Source organism: Streptomyces antibioticus (genome assembly GCF_002019855.1).
In the GTDB taxonomy this organism is placed as follows: Bacteria; Actinomycetota; Actinomycetes; order Streptomycetales; family Streptomycetaceae; genus Streptomyces; species Streptomyces antibioticus_B.
The window spans coordinates 4,264,720-4,280,700 of the sequence record NZ_CM007717.1 but is presented as its reverse complement, the minus strand read 5'-3'; the positions used below and the strand labels follow the sequence as shown (position 1 = coordinate 4,280,700).

The following is a 15,981-nucleotide window of genomic DNA, read 5'->3' as shown; positions in this document are numbered from 1 at the left end:
AATCGACGGACGGGCGGGTTGCCTCGCCCCGATCCGGTTCCCCTACGCCTCGATCCGGTCGCCTACGCCTCGATGCGGTTGGCCGAGCGCAGGCGCTGGAAGCTGCGGGCGAGGAGGCGGGAGACGTGCATCTGGGAGACGCCGAGTTCCGCGCTGATCTGCGACTGGGTGAGGTTGCTGTAGTAGCGCAGCAGCAGGATGCGCTGCTCGCGCTCGGGGAGTTGGACCAGGAGGTGGCGGACCAGGTCGCGGTGTTCCACGCCGTCCAGGGCCGGGTCCTCGTAGCCGAGGCGGTCCAGCAGGCCCGGCAGCCCGTCGCCCTCCTGGGCGGCCTCCAGGGACGTGGCGTGGTACGAGCGGCCGGCCTCGATGCAGGACAGCACCTCGTCCTCGGTGATCCGCAGCCGTTCGGCGATCTCGGCGGTGGTCGGGGTGCGGCCGAAGGCCGTCGTCAGGTCCTCGGTGGCGCTGTTGACCTGCACCCACAGCTCGTGGAGCCGGCGCGGGACGTGGACCGTGCGGACGTTGTCGCGGAAGTACCGCTTGATCTCGCCGACGACGGTCGGCATCGCGAAGGTGGGGAACTGCACGCCCCGGTCCGGGTCGAAGCGGTCGATCGCGTTGATCAGCCCGATGGTGCCGACCTGGACGACGTCCTCCATGGGCTCGTTGCGGGAGCGGAAGCGGGCGGCGGCGTAGCGCACGAGCGGGAGGTTGGCCTCGATCAGCGCTCCGCGCACGCGGTTGTGCTCCGGTGTGCCCGGCTGGAGTTCCTTGAGTTCGGCGAAGAGCACCTGGGTCAGGGCCCGGGTGTCGGCCCCGCGGCGCCGCTCCGGGGCCGGGGCGGGCGCCTGGCCCGGCGTCTGGGCCGGCGTCTGGGCCGTGGTCGGAACGGCGGTCGGGGCCGCGGTCGGGGCCGGCGCCTGACCGGGAGCCTGGGCGGGTGCCTCTTCCTGAGGCGGCGCAGTACTGGCCGACACGGTCAACGCCACCTCTTCATCGGTCAATCATCCGTCAAAAGCGGTCATAGCATCACAAGACATGTGCACTGTGTGCAAGCACCCCATAACGCCGTGTTGAGGGACAAGTTGGGCGGTCGGGGACGCGAAAACCCCCCGCCGTCACGGCGAGGGGCTCCAGGTGTCCGGCGGCGGCGCGGGCTAGAACTCGTAGTCCGCGACCACCCAGGTGGCGAACTCCCGCCACAGCGCGACACCGGCCTGATGGGCCGGGTGTTCGAGGTACCGCTTGAGGGCGTCGCCGTCCTCGACCGCCGAGTTGATCGCGAAGTCGTAGGCGATGGGGCGGTCGCTGATGTTCCAGCCCAGCTCCCAGAAGCGCAGCTCCCCGATGGTGTCGCCGAGGGCACGGAAGGCCGCTTCGCCCTCCACGACCCGGGGGTCGTCGCGTTCGACGCCCTCGTTCAGCTTGAAGAGGACCAGGTGGCGGATCATGGGAACTCCCGTGCGTCCTACTGCGCCCCGTCGGCGAGCCATGTGAAGAAGTCACCGATGGCCTTGGCGGCGTCCGATATGCCCTGGAAGCCTATCTGGACGTAGTCCGCGGCCTTGGCGGGGTCCGTGATGATCACGTACAGCACGAAGACCACGAGTACGTAGACGGCGATCTTTTTGGCGTTCACCGCCACCTGGCCTCCCCTGAATGTGCCCGCTCGGGCCCCCTGTTGCCGGGCGTGAGTGTAACTGTCGGATCATCGGAAAACGATGAAGAACGCGCGCACACGGTCTGGCCGCCGGGGTGCTGCCCCGACCGTGTGCGGGGCGCCTCGATGGAGCTGGGCGCCGAGCTGTGAGTGTGTGTGGACTCCCCTCAGGGGACGGGATCCTAGGTCACGCCTTCGTTCTGCCGCGATGCTGATCCGGTAGGGCGGTTGCGTGCGGCGATGTCAGCCGCGGGCCGCCGACGCGTCGTCCCAAGGATTCACAAGCGGGACGCCGGTGTCCTCGAAGTCCTTGACGTTCCTTGTCGCCAGCGTCGCCCTGTGCCTGGCGCAGATCGCCGCGATCTGTGCGTCAGCGGCGGCGATCGGCCGGCCGAGGCTCTCCCGGACCAGCACGATGTCGGCGTATCGAGTGGCCGCAGCCGCATCGAACACCTCGATACGCCCGCCGAGATCCTCGAACAACATCGCATCGATGCCGTCGGCAAGCTCCGACTTGCGCTTGCCGTCCGGCAGCCGACGCACCCCGTACCACAGCTCTGCAGCCGTCACCGCAGTCGTCACGACCTCATCGGGTGCGAGGCTGTCGAGCCACTCGACGACCCGCTGCTCCGGAGCCGGCTTCACCAGCTCCGACAGGATATTGGTGTCAAGGATGATCATTCGAAGACCGCCGAGCGCGGCGCATCCTGCCGAGCGGGCAGCTCCAACTCCGCTCCGCCGAGCCCGGCGAATCGCTCGCGGATGCGAGTTCCCAACGGACGGGAGGAACTGTCAGGCGCGAGCTGCTCGCTGAGAATCGCACGAACCTCGGCCTCCATTGACCGACCGTGCCGCGCTGCCTGCACGCGCAGCCGCGCGTGGATCGCGTCGTCGAGTCCTCGGATTGTCAGAGTCGCCACGATGCCTCCCTCACCATGCATTCAATGCTAGCAGTGCTGTCGTTTTTGTGTAATGTGCGGCCCACCGTAGACCGCAGGTGTCCTCCGCGCGCAGGACTTGCGGTCCGCTGGAGACCTCGGTTTGGTGTCTGTGTCCACCTCGACGCTCGGCCGACGATCCTGTGATCGTTCAGGCGTTTCCCTCGTACGCCGGGGGGCGCCGTCACAGGACTCGGTGAACCTACCCGACACGATCCTGATCCGTTCGGTCATCAGCCGGATGCACCGCTTGAGCGCGCAACGAGCACGTCGACTTTTTGAGTGCCCGCGTCCACGAAGCTAAGGGACGCGCACTGCAGGGGCCTGCTATTCCCCTCGGAAAGTCCGTACCCGGCATGAATAGCGTTGTCCTCACCAGCAATAACGAGGTAGTGGCTGTGACCGCCGCGACTGCTACCCCTGCCACTTCTCGCTACCCCAGGAGCAAACGGTCCCCTGCTCTCACTGAGCTGTGGAGCAGCAGACGCATGGCCGGAGAACTGGAGTCCATCACAGTCAGCCACCCCCGTCAGTCCCCGCCGACGCCATTCCTGACCTCGTCGCCTGCCGCCGTAAGAGGCAGCGCTACGCCACCACCCTGACCGTCGTCCCGGCTGCTTGAGGGGTGCGCATGGCAGAAGACAAGAGCGACAAGAAGCGCCCGCCAGTCGAACGATCGTTCGTCCATCAGGGTGTGGACGGCAAGTGGCACGGCCGCGTGACCGTCGGCTCCGCGACGACGGCAAGCCGGACCGCCGCCACGTCGAGCGGAAGACCCGTGCCGAGGTGACCGCCGCCGTTCGCGAGTTGGAGCGGGAGCGCGACGCGAGGACCATCCGAAAGGCGGGGCGCCCCTGGACGGTCAAGACGTGGCTGACCCACTGGATTGAGAACATCGCTCCGCTCGCCGTCAACGAGAACACCATGGTCGGGTACGGTGTGGCCGTGCGGAAGCACCTGATCCCCGCCCTCGGTGCTCACCGGCTGGACAAGCTCAAGCCCGAGTACATCGAGGCCTTCTACGGGCGCATGGTGGCCGACGGCCGGAAGGCGGGGACGATCCACCAGATTCACCGCACCTTCCGCACCGCGCTGAACGAGGCGGTACGGCCGGGCCACCTTGCTCGGAACCCCGTCCAACTCGCCAAGGCCCCGCGCGTCAGCGAGGAGGAGGTAGAGCCCTACACCGTCGAAGAGGTGCAGCGGCTCTTGCGGGCGGCCGACGGCCGCCGGAACTCCGCACGGTGGGCCGTCGCGCTCGCCCTCGGATTCAGGCAGGGTGAGGCGCTCGGACTCAAGTGGGCGGACGTCGACCTTGACCGGGGCGTGCTCATGGTCCGGCGGAGCCGCCGCCGGCCGCGCTACGCCCACGGGTGCGGGGACCTCTGCGGGAGGAAAGCCGGGTACTGCCCGCAGCGTCAGCGGACCAACCCGGAGACGGCTGACACGAAGTCTCGCGCCGGACGGCGGGCCGTGGGCTTGCCCTCCCAGCTCGTAGACCTCCTGCGCACCCATCAGGCCAAGCAACAGACCGAGCGCTCGGTGGCCGGCGCCGACTGGACGGCCGAAGGATGGCTCTTTGCAACCCCGACCGGGCGGGGCACATCCCCTCGGACGGACTACGACGACTGGAAGGAACTGCTTGACGACGCCAAGGTCCGAGACGGCCGGTTGCACGACGCCCGCCACACCGCCGCCACGGTTCTGCTGATCCTCGGTGTGTCCGAGCGGGCCGTCATGGGGCTCATGGGCTGGTCCACAACCGCCATGGCCGCGCGGTACCAACACATGGTGGACTCCGTCCGCAGCGATGTCGCCCGACAAGTCGACGGGCTTATCTGGTCAGAAGGTGGGTGCGCAGAGCGCTGACGTAACTCGGGCTGCGTGCACCGCGCAGCGGATCCGTCTCAGGGAGGTGCGCAAAACGTTTTGCGCACCTCCCTGAGACGCAGGTCAAAGCGATGTCTTGCCCCATAGGTGGGTCGCTTCCGGCCTCACCACAAACAAACTTTGTGCGTTCGTCCCCCCGCGCATGCGGGGATGAACCGCTACTCTGACGATGCAAACTTCGTGTCTCCCGCCAGGACACTGGTTGCAATAGATCTCTGGAGAGCACCAGAGAGGAACCCGAACAGAGGAACACTCCGTATAGCTCGGCATTGGACCCGCCACCAAGCCGGCATCGCACTGCACTTAGACGCTGTTCCCCAAAGACGGAGGCCGCAGCGCTGTTCGGCGTGCGGCCTCCTGTGACGCGTCCTGCTATGACGTGTCAACCTGCCTTATGGCAGGACTGGACTGCTTATGCAGTCCTTCTGGGAAGAGGGCCTGAGCTGAGGTTGTGGTCACTCACCATCGTTCGACCAGTGGCGCCAAGCGCGCCACAGGTTGAGCGCGAATGAGCCCGCGGCCCAGCTCGGGCCCTTCTTTCGTGCCTCCTTCTCGTCCTCGGTCTTCCGAGTCGGCTCGGAGGGGGGCTGTCCGTCCTTCTTGCCTTCCATCGGTCACCTCCACATCGGGGCCCGTCCGTGACGGGCACGGGACGTGATCTGGGGGACTGATGGACATGGCGTACGACCATCCCAGCGGAAGCCTATGGGGCGCGTGGATCGAGTGGGGGTCGGTTTGCCAAACACGGCCGGACAGCGCTCTGGAAACGCGCTGTGGGGCTTCTGGGCGCAGTAACTGAGACGGAAACTGAGACGGGAAGCCGAAGAGGCGCCCGGTTCGATGAACCTGACGCCTCTCCTACCAGCGGTAGCGGAGGGATTTGAACCCTCGGTGACTTGCGCCACACTCGCTTTCGAGGCGAGCTCCTTCGGCCGCTCGGACACGCTACCGAGGGAGACCTTACAGCACGGGGGGCCGTGCCTCGAAATCGGTTGTCAGCGGGTGCGGAAGAACTCGGTGAGCAGGTCGGCGCACTCGGCGGCGAGCACGCCCTCGATGACTTCCGGGCGGTGGTTGAGGCGCCGGTCGCGGACGACGTCCCAGAGGGAGCCGGTCGCGCCCGCCTTCTCGTCCCGGGCGCCGTAGACGACGCGGTCCACCCGGGACTGGACGAGCGCGCCCGCGCACATCGTGCACGGTTCGAGCGTCACGACGAGTGTGCAGCCGGTCAGCCGCCACTCGCCGAGCCGTGCGGCGGCCCGCCGGATCGCGAGCACCTCCGCATGGGCCGTCGGATCGCCGCCGGCCTCGCGTTCGTTGTGGCCGGCCGCGAGGACGGTGGTGCCGTCCGCGGCCAGCACGACGGCGCCGACCGGGACGTCCCCGCCGAGGACGGCCAGCCGGGCCTCGTCCAGGGCGAGCCGCATCGCGGCCCGCCAGGGGTCGCGCACCGGGTCCGGCGGCGCGGGTGCAGCGGTCAGCGGACGGTCTCCAGGACCTCCGAGGCGCCCAGGGCCTCGGCGATCTCACCGAGGGCGTCGCTGGACAGCGCTCTCAGCTCCTTCTCGCCGAAGCCGAGGTCGTCGAGGATGCGGGGGTCGCCGACCGGGCCGTGCGGCACCGCGTCCGCCGAGGCGGCGGCGCCTTCGGTCCCGTCGTCCTCGGCGTCCTCCTCCTCACCGTCCTCGGTGCCGTCGAGGTCGAGGGCGTCCAGGTCGTCGTCACCCGGGTCCCTTCCGAGCAGTTCGTCGGTGAGCAGCAGCTCGCCGTACGAGCTGCGATTGGCGGCAGCGGCGTCGGAGACGTAGACGCGCGGGTCCTCCTCACCGTCCACACGGACGATGCCGAACCACGAGTCCTCCTGTTCGATGAAGACGAGGACCGTGTCGTCGTCTTCGCCGGAGGACTCCCGGGCCAGGTCGGCGAGATCCGACAGGGTTTCCACATCGTCGAGCTCTGTGTCGCTCGCTTCCCACCCGTCTTCGGTGCGCGCGAGCAGTGCGGCGAAGTACACCGTGACTCTCCCACTGGTCATAGGCGTGCCGGTTGGGGGTCCCCCCGGCGGAGGTTGCGGGCGGGGAGAGCTGTGCGCTCCGAGCCCCGTCCACTCGGAATCGTGGCAGAAACAAGGCGATCAGGGGACGTCTTCGGCCCCCTGTGTCTGGTGGTTTTGATCGCACGTCCGTGAGCATGTCCGCAGCAACTCACCAGCGCGCTGTCGCCGCCACCTGCGGATCGTACGCGGCTTTCCCCCGCGCCCACGCATGCCCACCCCCGACCGCCACCCGCGACGGTGTCGATCTTCCCCGAACGCCCTAAGTGCCCTGCGGGAAAAGGCGGATCGTGGGGATCGTCCGACCACCGGTCGTTCCACCACCGATCGTTCGACCACCGACCGTTCGACCACCGGTCGTTCGGCTACCAGCGGAACGTGCGCATGCGCATCGCGTGGCGCAGCCGGGCCGTCTTGGCGCGGCGCGGCTGGACCCGGTCGCGCAAGGCGCGGGCCTCGGCAAGATCGCGCAGGAAGCGGGCGCGCCGTCGGCGGCGCTCGGCGTCGGTCTCGTGCGGCTCGGCCGGCTCCGGCCGATCAGGCAGGTCAGGCATTGGCTCACCACCCCGGGGGTCCGTCCCCACCACATTCCCCCTGATGGGGGGTTTGATGCGGCGAACGGACCAGCCGCGCGGTTTCCGCCCCCGGCCGGCCGCTCAGGGTGTGCGCGGACGCCGGGCCTGTGCGGCCCGGTTACTGTTGGGGACATGCGTCTCCACGTCGTCGACCACCCTCTGGTCGCCCACAAGCTCACCACGCTGCGCGACCGGCGCACGGACTCCGCGACCTTCCGCCGGCTGGCCGACGAGCTGGTCACCCTGCTCGCCTACGAGGCCACCCGTGACGTCCGCACGGAGCAGGTCGACATCAGCACGCCGGTCGCCTCGACCACCGGCGTCAAGCTCTCCCACCCGCGTCCGCTGGTGGTGCCGATCCTCCGTGCCGGCCTCGGCATGCTCGACGGCATGGTCCGGCTGCTGCCGACCGCCGAGGTGGGCTTCCTCGGCATGATCCGCAACGAGGAGACGCTGGAGGCGTCCACGTACGCCACCCGGATGCCGGAGGACCTCTCCGGCCGCCAGGTGTACGTCCTGGACCCGATGCTGGCCACCGGCGGCACGCTGGTCGCGGCGATCCGCGAGCTGATCCGGCGGGGCGCCGACGACGTGACGGCGGTCGTGCTGCTGGCCGCGCCCGAGGGCGTGGAGGTCATGGAGCGCGAGCTGGCGGGCGCCCCGGTCACCGTGGTCACGGCGGCCGTGGACGACCACCTCAACGAGCACGGCTACATCATCCCGGGCCTCGGCGACGCGGGCGACCGGCTGTACGGCGCGGCCGAGTAACACCCTCCCGCGTCACCGTTCCTTCCGCGAGGAAGGGCTGTCAGCAGCCCTTCCTCGCGGTGGCCGTCGGGGCCGGCGCGGTCAGGGCCGTCAGTGCCTGGGTCGCGTCCGCCTGGCTGCTGAGCGCCTTGAAGCCGTCCCCGATGATCAGGTCGATCTCGGCGCCCTTGCGGGCGGCGTCGGTGCGGCGCTCGGCCGTGCCGAGCTGGGTGGCGAGGACCGGCAGCGAGGTGTTCAGCGAGGACGAGGGACCGAGCAGCAGTCCAGTGCCGGGCACCTTCTTGTCGTACTGCTTGGTGGCGTTGCCCACCTCGCCGATCTTGAAGCCGCGTTTCTTCAGCTCGTCGGCGGTGGTCTTGGCGAGGCCGCTGCGGGTGGTGGCGTTGAAGACGTTTACCGTGATCTGGGCGGGCCGCGGCAGCGCGGCTGCCGAGGCGGCGGGGGACGCGGCGGGGCTCGCCTTCGTGGACTTCACCGCGCAGCCGGCGCCGGTCGCGGAGGCCTTGCCGCCACCGGTGAAGACGTCGATGAGCTGCAACGTGCCCCAGCCCGCCACGCCGAGGGCGGCACCGCAGGCGACGACGACGGCGACCAGCCTGCCGCGTCGCCGGCGCGGGCGAAGTCGGGGGTATTTGTCCCCCGTGATCCGGTACTTGCCGCCCATGCCGGGGGGAGTCAGCATGCTCATGGGCGCAGCGTAGTGCGCCCGGGCGGCCATGACTAATAAACGATCATCCGACACCGTGCGGAGGGTGGGAAAGAACCCGAAAGGGTCAATCGCCGGGTGCGCGGGCGGTTGCGCGGGCGGGCGCTGAGCGGGCGGGGCCGCGCTGTGGCGAGGCCGGGACCGCGCTGTGGAGAGGCCGCGTCAGTCCAGTTCGAGCACGCGCGCGTGCAGCACCTGGCGCTGCTGGAGCGCCGCCCGTACCGCGCGGTGCAGCCCGTCCTCCAGATAGAGATCGCCCTGCCACTTCACGACATGCGCGAAGAGGTCGCCGTAGAACGTCGAGTCCTCGGCGAGCAGGGTCTCCAGATCGAGCTGCTGCTTGGTCGTCACCAGCTGATCGAGGCGGACCGGGCGCGGCGCCACGTCCGCCCACTGCCGGGTGCTTTCCCGGCCGTGGTCGGGGTACGGCCGGCCGTTTCCGATGCGCTTGAAGATCACACGGAAAGCCTACCGGCCCAGACCTTCCGGGCGCAGCCATGGCGGGCGAGTGCGACGCTGGAAAAGACGTGACGAACGGGGGCGAAACAGGAGCGAGGGGATCAGGCCGATGAGTGGTGCCAGCGAGATCGCCGCCGGGTACGCCTTCACCGGTCCCGCCCTCGACCTGGGCGCCCTGCTCTGGGAGGGGCGGTGCCTGCCCGACGCACCGGTGCGGGTGCCGTTGCCCGTGCTCAACCGGCACGGCCTGGTCGCGGGCGCCACCGGCACCGGCAAGACCAAGACGCTCCAGCTCATCGCGGAACAGCTCTCGGCGCAGGGCGTCCCGGTCTTCCTGGCCGATGTGAAGGGGGACCTCTCGGGCATCTCAGCCCCCGGAGCGGACGGCGCGGCGGGCGGGAAGGTGCGGGAACGCGCCGAGGAAGTCGGCCAGAAGTGGACGTCGACCGGCTTTCCGACGGAGTTCTACGCGCTCGGCGGGCTGGGGCACGGCATCCCGGTGCGGGCCACCGTCACCAGCTTCGGGCCGGTGCTGCTGTCCAAGGTCCTCGGGCTGAACCCGACCCAGGAGCAGTCCCTCGGCCTGATCTTCCACTACGCCGACCAGAAGGGCCTCGAGCTGTACGACCTCAAGGACCTGCGGGCGGTCGTGGCCTTCCTGACCTCGGACGAGGGCAGGACCGAGCTGAAGGACATCGGCGGGCTGTCCACCGCCACCGCCGGGGTGATCCTGCGGTCCCTGACCGCCTTCGACGCGCAGGGCGCGGCGGCCTTCTTCGGCGAGCCGGAGTTCGACACCGGGGAGCTGCTGCGGACGGCGGCCGACGGGCGGGGGATCGTCTCGGTCCTGGAACTGCCCGCCGTGCAGGACAAGCCGCAGTTGTTCTCCACCTTCCTGATGTGGCTGCTGGCCGATCTCTTCCACGATCTGCCCGAGGTCGGTGACCTGGACCGGCCGAAGCTCGTCTTCTTCTTCGACGAGGCGCATCTGCTCTTCCACGACGCGTCGAAGGCGTTCCTCGACTCCATCACGCAGACCGTCCGGCTGATTCGCTCGAAAGGGGTCGGCGTGTTCTTCGTCACGCAGACCCCGAAGGACGTGCCCGGTGACGTCCTCGCCCAGCTCGGCAACCGGATCCAGCACGCGCTGCGGGCGTTCACCCCGGACGACCAGAAGGCCCTGAAGGCCACGGTGAAGACCTTCCCCGACTCCGCCTACGACCTGGAGGAACTCCTCACCGGCCTGGGCACCGGCGAGGCCGTCGTCACGGTCCTCAGCGAGCGCGGCGCCCCCACGCCGGTCGCGGCGACCCGGCTGCGGGCGCCCGAGTCCCTGATGGGGCCGGTCGACGGGGCGGCCGTCGACGCGGCGGCACGGGCGTCCTCGCTCCACGAGCGCTATGCACAGGCTGTGGACAGGGAATCGGCGTTCGAGAAACTGGCGGCGCGACCGAAGCCGACGGAGAAGGACAAGGAGAAGGACAAGGAGAAGGAGAAGGAGAAGGCGTCCGAGGCCCGGTCGAAGCCGTCCGCCCCCGATCGAACGGAACCCTCGATGCTGGAGCAGGTCGTCGGCAGCGGAATGTTCCGCTCCCTGGCGCGCTCGGTCGGCACCCAGGTGGGCCGGGAGATCACGCGCTCCCTCTTCGGTACGGCGCGGCGGAGGCGGTAGCCCGCCGGGCCCCGCCCCCGCCGTCGTCCCGCTCAGCGGTTCCGGTCGTCCGCCCGCGTCGGCTTCGGCCCGCCGCGCTCGGCGGTCGTCGCCGACGGCTTCGGGGCGGCGCTGCGGGCGGCTTCGGCGCGCAGCAGGGCGCGCAGGATCGCGTAGGGGTCGGTGGGCATGGCTGTGCTCCTCGCATGAGTGCTGACGAATGTGACCCGAGGGGGTCCGTCAGCAGCGCAGGACCACGGTCCGCGAGACGACCAGCGCGTACGGCGTCCCGCCCGGCGCGGGCCGCTCCCGCCCCGTCCCTGGCCATGCCGCCGGTGCGGCGGGAGGCGCGGGGGGTGGGGGTACGGCGGGACGGTGGGCGCCGGGTGCGGGGCGCAGGGCCGGGCCGGCGACGTCGTACTCGACGACCTCGGCCGCGACCGACGCCACCGAGACCTCGGCGGCGGCACCCGGCGCCAGCAGGGCGAGCAGCAGAACGAACGCGCGCAGCCAGGCGCGCCCACGCGAAACCCGTCGTGCGGTGCTGCTCATGGCAGGTGATCTCCCCCGACACGCCCGCGTACCTGCACCGGACCGAAAACTCCACCTGTTCGGCGGACGGACCCCCTCCCCTCGGGCACGGGGCCGAGGCCGCCGACGGTCAGGGCGTCGGCCCAGTGGGTCACTGCGATTCGCGGTGGTGATCCGGGGCGTCGGCATCCCAGTCACGGGTCCGGCCCGTGCCGGGGCCGGACCGAGGCGCTGGCGCGCAGGTCGCCGTCACCCGCGGCGGCGACCCGGATGCGGGCACCGCAGGTCGTCCGCAGCGTCTTCCGCGCCGGAGGCGTCGGTGTCGCCGGTCGTGCGGTCCGGCCCGCGCCGGGGTGTGCCGGAGGGCCCGACGCGCACGCCGCCGTCGCCCGCGGCGGCGACCCGGATGCCGGCACCACAGGTGGTCGTAACCCCGCCCCCACGCCGGAGGCGCTGGCACCCGCAGCCCCGCCGTGCCCCGGCGCGGGCCGGCCCGCTCTAACCCTTGGCTGCCCGCGCAGCCTTTGCTGCCTTTGCCGCTGCCTTCATTTCCTGTTTGTGGGCGCGGACCTTGGTCAGGGAGTCCGGGCCCGTGATGTCCGCGACCGAGCGGAAGGCGTCGGGTTCGCCGTACGCGCCGGCCGCCTCGCGCCACCCGGTGGGGTGGACGCCGAGCTGTTTGCCGAGGAGGGCCAGGAAGATCTGGGCCTTCTGCTTGCCGAAGCCGGGGAGGGCCTCGAGGCGGGCGAGGAGGTCCTTGCCGGTGCCGACGCCCTCCCAGACGGCGCTCGCGTCACCGTCGTAGTGCTCCACCAGGTACTGGCAGAGCTGCTGGATGCGCTGGGCCATGGACCCGGGGTAGCGGTGCACCGCCGGCTTCTCGGAGAGGAGCGCGGCGAACTCCTCCGGGTTCCGCCCGGCGATGTCGTGCGCGTCGAGGTCGTCCGTGCCGAGGCGGTCGGCGATGGTGCGGGGCCCCTTGAACGCCCACTCCATCGGGACCTGCTGGTCGAGCAGCATCCCGACCAGCGCGGCCAGCGGGGAGCGGCCGAGGAGTTCGTCGGCCTCGGGGTCCTGGGCGAGATGCAGGGTGACGTCCATGCGTCGATGATCCCGCCTGGCGGGTCAGCTCGCGCGCCAGTACCCGAGCGCGTGCAGCCGCTCCTTGGGAACGCCCAGCTCCTTGCGGACGTACGCCGACAGCGTCCGGGTGGTCCGCGTGTCGCAGGCGATCCAGACGTACGGGTGTTCGGTCGCCGTCAGTAGCGCGGGCAGCTCCGCCTTGACCCGCTCGACCAGCTCCGCCCGGGACACGTGCCGGGTCTCGTGCCGCTCGGGATCCGTGCGGAAGGGCAGGCCGTCCGCCTCGCCCTCGAACCAGATCGTGGCCGGCGCCGAGCCGAGCGCCCCCTCGCCGAGCAGGGAGTTGATGGCGGGCAGCGAGGCAGGGTCGCCGATCGCGAGGACGTGCGACGGGGCCGGGGCCGGCTCCTCGAAGCCGGTGCCCTGCATGGTCGCGTCGATGGTGTCGCCGGGCTTCGCCGCCCGCGCCCAGTCGCTGGCCGCGCCCTCGTGCAGCGCGAACTCCAGCGAGAAGGTGCCGGCCTCCGGGTCCGGGTCGACCAGGGTGTACGCCCGCTGGTGCGGCTTGCCCGCGTTGGAGAACCACAGCCGCACCCACATCGTCGGATGGACCCCGGTCGCGGCGAGCAGCCCGCCGTCCGTGAGGTGCACCCGGCGGAACGCCCCGGTGACGTCCTCGGCCCCCGTCACGGTCAGCGTGAAGTCCTTCGCCCGCATCAACTTGAGGACCGCGCCCTCCCAGCCCCGCCCCTGCGCCATGACCTCTTCACCTCTCGCGTACGATTCCTGCACCGATTAATTAGGTAAGGCTAACCTAAAGCACGCCCGGCCCCAGAGGAACAGTCGGCCCCAGAGGAACAGCCGGCTCCAGAGGAACAGCGCAACAGAGGGACAGAGGAACCACAGGTGACCACCGAGATCCACAGAGACGCCTGGGGCGTCCCGCATCTGCGCGCCGCCGGCCCCACGGCCCTCGCCCGCGCCCAGGGACTGGTCACCGCCCGCGACCGCTCCTGGCAACTGGAGGTGGAGCGCCACCGCGCGCAGGGCACCTCCGCGTCGTTCCTCGGCCCGGAGGCCGTCGCCTGGGACGTGTTCGCCCGCCGGGTCCGCCTCGACGACACCGCCCGCCGCTGCTTCGACCGGCTCACCGAACGGCACCCGGAGACCGCCGACTGGGTGCGCGCCTACGTCGACGGCGTCAACGAGGGCCTGGCGGAGGAGGATTCGCACACCCCCGAGTTCCGGCAGGCCGGCCTCGCCCCCGGCCGCTGGGAGCCCTGGACCCCGCTCGCCGTCTGGCTCTCCACCCACATCCTGTTCGCCGGGTTCCCCGCCAAGCTCTGGCGCGACCGGGCGGCCCGCCTCCTCGGCCCGGACGCCGTCGGCCTGTTCGCCACCGACGGCCCCGCCACCGCCGGCAGCAACGGCTGGCTGGTCGCCGGCGCCCGCACCACCACCGGGCAGGCCCTGATCGCCGGCGACCCCCACCGCTTCATCGAGGAGCCGGGCGTCTACCAGCAGATACGCCTGGCCTGCGACGAGTTCGACGTCGTCGGGATCGCCGTGCCCGGCATCCCCGGCATCGCCCACTTCGGCCACACCGGCACCGTCGCCTGGGCCATCACCAACGCCATGGCCGACTACCAGGACCTCTACCGCGAACGGCTGCGCCGCACCGGCGCCGGCGTCGAGGCCCTCGGCCCCGACGGCACCTGGCGGCGGGTCGCCCGGCACACCGAACTCGTCCGGGTGGCGGGGGAGGAGAGCGTCGAGGTCGAGATCCTGGAGACCGAACGCGGCCCGATCGTCGCCGGCGGCCCCGAGGGTCTGGACGACGGCACCCCGCTCGCCCTCGCCCTGCGCTACCCGCCCCGCGTCACCGAGGACCTGGGCTTCCAGGCCCTGCTCCCGCTGCTGCGCGCCCGCCGGGTCGCCGACGTCGACGCCGCCCTCGACCACTGGGCCGAGCCGGTCAACGTCGTCCAGGCCGCCGACACCGAGGGCGGCCTGCTGCACCGGGTCGCGGGCCGGGTCCCGGTGCGGTCCGCGGCCAACGGCACCCGGCTGGTGGCCGCCTGGGAGCCCGGCCACGAGTGGACCGGCTGGCACCCGAACCCCCGCGCCGGCCTCACCGACGGCATCGCCGTGATGGCCAACCAGCGCGGCCTGGCCACCCCGCTCGGCGTCGAGTTCGCCGCGCCGTACCGCGCCGACCGCATCCGGGAACTCCTGAACGGCAAGGACGGCAAGGACGGCAAGGACGGAAGGGGCGGAAAGGGCGGCGAGAACAGCAAGGGCGGCAAGGACACCTGGTCCGCGGCCGACATGGCCGCCATCCACACCGACACCCATCTCGCCTCCGCCGCCCCCCTCCTGGACCACCTGGCCGCCCTCGACAACCCCGACGACCTCACCGTCGCCGCCGCCGACCTGCGCGAACGCCTGCTGCGATGGGACCGCCGGATGGACGCCGACAGCCAGGACGCCCACGCGTACGCCACCGTCCGCGGCGCCCTCGTCCGTCGGCTCGCCGCCCACCCCGCCTTCGCCGCGCTCACCGCCCCGCCCGCCTACCCCGAGGTCTTCCTGCCCTGGCTGGCCCTCCTCCCGCGCATCGGCTTCGCCCTCGAACACCTCCTGCGCGCCGAGGAGTTGTACGGCATCGACCGCCCCGCCCTGGTCCGCGAGGCCCTGGAGGAGGCCGCCGCCGCGCTCGCCGCCGCGCCCGCGGCGCGCTGGGGCGACACCCACCGCCTCGCCCCCTGGCGGGCCCTGCCCGACCCCTCGTACGAGGGCCCCGCCCTCTCCGGCGACCACGACTGCGTGCTGTGCACCACGTCCGTGCCCGGCTGGACCGACCTCGCCGCGCGCGGCCCCGCCGCCCGGTACGTCTGGGACCTCGCCCGCCGCGAGGACAGCCTGTGGATCGTCCCGCACGGCGCCTCGGGCCGCCCCGACAGCCCCCACCACCACGACCAACTGCCCCTCTGGCTCAGGGGAGAGCTGGCCCCGGTCGTCACCGACTGGACCCGGCTGACCAAGGAGAACGATGTCTGAGCACCCCAACTCCCCGTATGTGCACGAGCAGTACGTCGACGGCTTCGGCACCGTCCGCGTCCGCCCCCTCGACGCCGAGGGCGACGCCGACGTCGTCCACGGCTGGGTCCGCGAGGAACGCGCCGCGTTCTGGGGCATGAACGGCCTGACCAGGGACCAAGTCGCCGAGATCTACGCCCACATGGCGGGCCTCGACACCCATCACGCCTATCTCGCCGAGCTGGACGGCACCCCGGTCGCCCTGCTCCAGACCTACGAGCCCACCGAGGACCGGGTCGGCGAGACCTACGAGGTCGAACCCGGCGACATCGGCATCCACCTCCTCCTCGCCCCCGCCGACGCCCCCGGCGGCCGCCCCGGCTGGTCGTCGGCGCTGATGGGCGCCCTCGCGGTGTTCGTGCTGCTGGGCCTGGACCGGCCCCGGGTCGTCGTGGACCCGGACGTACGCAACGAGAAGGCGCTCGCCCGGTTCGTACGGCAGGGCTTCGAGCCGGGGCCGCTCGTCACCCTGCCCGAGATCGACCTGCCCGAGGTGTACCTGCCCGAGAAGAAGGCCCAACTCGCCTTCCTGCGACGGGAGGTAGCCTTCCCAGGGTGACGTCCG

Annotated in this window: 18 protein-coding genes, 1 tRNA gene and 1 pseudogene; 5 read left to right on the top strand and 15 right to left on the bottom strand. The window is 71.1% G+C overall.

What is annotated here, in order from left to right; translation table 11 throughout:
• Positions 1 to 62: 62 nt before the first annotated feature.
• The 5 genes from AFM16_RS19270 to AFM16_RS19255 form a co-directional block, all read right to left on the bottom strand.
• The gene (locus AFM16_RS19270; protein ID WP_078637019.1) at positions 63 to 980 is read right to left on the bottom strand and encodes an RNA polymerase sigma factor SigF; all 918 of its coding nucleotides are present in this window, start codon (positions 978 to 980) and stop codon (positions 63 to 65) included.
• Positions 981 to 1,160: 180 nt separating this feature from the next.
• Positions 1,161 to 1,454, bottom strand: a complete 294-nt coding sequence (locus AFM16_RS19265) for a Dabb family protein (RefSeq protein WP_078634070.1) — start codon at positions 1,452 to 1,454, stop codon at positions 1,161 to 1,163.
• Positions 1,455 to 1,471: 17 nt separating this feature from the next.
• On the bottom strand, positions 1,472 to 1,642 hold the full coding sequence (locus tag AFM16_RS39400) for a hypothetical protein (RefSeq protein WP_167797113.1): 171 nt from the start codon (positions 1,640 to 1,642) through the stop codon (positions 1,472 to 1,474).
• 264 nt (positions 1,643 to 1,906) lie between these two features.
• Positions 1,907 to 2,344, bottom strand: a complete 438-nt coding sequence (locus AFM16_RS19260) for a type II toxin-antitoxin system VapC family toxin (protein ID WP_078634069.1) — start codon at positions 2,342 to 2,344, stop codon at positions 1,907 to 1,909.
• Positions 2,341 to 2,583 carry a FitA-like ribbon-helix-helix domain-containing protein gene (locus tag AFM16_RS19255; RefSeq protein WP_078634068.1) on the bottom strand — a complete coding sequence of 81 codons (243 nt, stop codon included), beginning with the start codon at positions 2,581 to 2,583 and terminating at the stop codon, positions 2,341 to 2,343. Before AFM16_RS19255 ends, AFM16_RS19260 begins: the two co-directional genes overlap by 4 nt.
• 649 nt (positions 2,584 to 3,232) lie before the next feature.
• On the opposite strand from AFM16_RS19255, the pseudogene AFM16_RS19250 reads away from it, so the two are divergent.
• Positions 3,233 to 4,470, top strand: a pseudogene (locus tag AFM16_RS19250) (tyrosine-type recombinase/integrase).
• 886 nt (positions 4,471 to 5,356) lie between these two features.
• Here AFM16_RS19250 and AFM16_RS19245 read toward each other — a convergent pair.
• From AFM16_RS19245 to AFM16_RS19230, 4 genes are all read right to left on the bottom strand, one after another.
• A tRNA-Ser gene (locus tag AFM16_RS19245) sits at positions 5,357 to 5,441 on the bottom strand.
• A 45-nt stretch (positions 5,442 to 5,486) separates the two neighbouring features.
• A complete protein-coding gene (gene tadA / locus AFM16_RS19240; RefSeq protein ID WP_245177987.1) occupies positions 5,487 to 5,918 on the bottom strand; it encodes a tRNA adenosine(34) deaminase TadA in 432 nt (143 codons plus the stop codon).
• A 50-nt stretch (positions 5,919 to 5,968) separates the two neighbouring features.
• Complete coding sequence (locus tag AFM16_RS19235; protein ID WP_030798347.1) at positions 5,969 to 6,505, bottom strand: tRNA adenosine deaminase-associated protein; 537 nt, start codon at positions 6,503 to 6,505, stop codon at positions 5,969 to 5,971.
• 404 nt (positions 6,506 to 6,909) lie between these two features.
• Complete coding sequence (locus AFM16_RS19230; RefSeq protein WP_078634066.1) at positions 6,910 to 7,098, bottom strand: hypothetical protein; 189 nt, start codon at positions 7,096 to 7,098, stop codon at positions 6,910 to 6,912.
• 153 nt (positions 7,099 to 7,251) lie between these two features.
• On the opposite strand from AFM16_RS19230, the gene upp reads away from it, so the two are divergent.
• Positions 7,252 to 7,887: a uracil phosphoribosyltransferase gene (gene upp, locus AFM16_RS19225; protein ID WP_030798413.1), complete on the top strand. Its 636-nt coding sequence runs from the start codon at positions 7,252 to 7,254 to the stop codon at positions 7,885 to 7,887.
• 40 nt (positions 7,888 to 7,927) lie between these two features.
• Here upp and AFM16_RS19220 read toward each other — a convergent pair whose 3' ends face one another.
• Both AFM16_RS19220 and AFM16_RS19215 read right to left on the bottom strand, forming a co-directional pair.
• The gene (locus AFM16_RS19220) at positions 7,928 to 8,575 is read right to left on the bottom strand and encodes a LytR C-terminal domain-containing protein (protein WP_245177738.1); all 648 of its coding nucleotides are present in this window, start codon (positions 8,573 to 8,575) and stop codon (positions 7,928 to 7,930) included.
• 180 nt (positions 8,576 to 8,755) lie between these two features.
• A complete protein-coding gene (locus AFM16_RS19215) occupies positions 8,756 to 9,052 on the bottom strand; it encodes a type II toxin-antitoxin system VapB family antitoxin (protein WP_004943146.1) in 297 nt (98 codons plus the stop codon).
• A 109-nt stretch (positions 9,053 to 9,161) separates the two neighbouring features.
• Between AFM16_RS19215 and AFM16_RS19210 the strand changes: the two genes are divergently transcribed.
• Positions 9,162 to 10,724, top strand: coding sequence for a helicase HerA-like domain-containing protein (locus tag AFM16_RS19210; RefSeq protein ID WP_078634064.1), 1,563 nt, complete (start codon positions 9,162 to 9,164; stop codon positions 10,722 to 10,724).
• A 32-nt stretch (positions 10,725 to 10,756) separates the two neighbouring features.
• Here AFM16_RS19210 and AFM16_RS39395 read toward each other — a convergent pair whose 3' ends face one another.
• The 4 genes from AFM16_RS39395 to AFM16_RS19195 all read right to left on the bottom strand — a co-directional run bounded on the left by AFM16_RS39395 (position 10,757) and on the right by AFM16_RS19195 (position 13,076).
• Positions 10,757 to 10,894, bottom strand: coding sequence for a hypothetical protein (locus tag AFM16_RS39395; RefSeq protein ID WP_167797216.1), 138 nt, complete (start codon positions 10,892 to 10,894; stop codon positions 10,757 to 10,759).
• 49 nt (positions 10,895 to 10,943) lie between these two features.
• A complete protein-coding gene (locus tag AFM16_RS39390; protein ID WP_078634063.1) occupies positions 10,944 to 11,255 on the bottom strand; it encodes a hypothetical protein in 312 nt (103 codons plus the stop codon).
• 477 nt (positions 11,256 to 11,732) lie between these two features.
• On the bottom strand, positions 11,733 to 12,335 hold the full coding sequence (locus AFM16_RS19200) for an HhH-GPD-type base excision DNA repair protein (RefSeq protein WP_078634062.1): 603 nt from the start codon (positions 12,333 to 12,335) through the stop codon (positions 11,733 to 11,735).
• Positions 12,336 to 12,359: 24 nt separating this feature from the next.
• Positions 12,360 to 13,076, bottom strand: coding sequence for a siderophore-interacting protein (locus AFM16_RS19195; protein WP_078634061.1), 717 nt, complete (start codon positions 13,074 to 13,076; stop codon positions 12,360 to 12,362).
• Between the two features lie 147 nt (positions 13,077 to 13,223).
• On the opposite strand from AFM16_RS19195, the gene AFM16_RS19190 reads away from it, so the two are divergent.
• Positions 13,224 to 15,377: a penicillin acylase family protein gene (locus AFM16_RS19190; protein ID WP_078634060.1), complete on the top strand. Its 2,154-nt coding sequence runs from the start codon at positions 13,224 to 13,226 to the stop codon at positions 15,375 to 15,377.
• On the top strand, positions 15,370 to 15,975 hold the full coding sequence (locus AFM16_RS19185) for a GNAT family N-acetyltransferase (protein ID WP_078634059.1): 606 nt from the start codon (positions 15,370 to 15,372) through the stop codon (positions 15,973 to 15,975). The genes AFM16_RS19190 and AFM16_RS19185 overlap by 8 nt, the downstream gene beginning before the upstream one ends.
• The last annotated feature ends 6 nt before the right edge of the window (positions 15,976 to 15,981 follow it).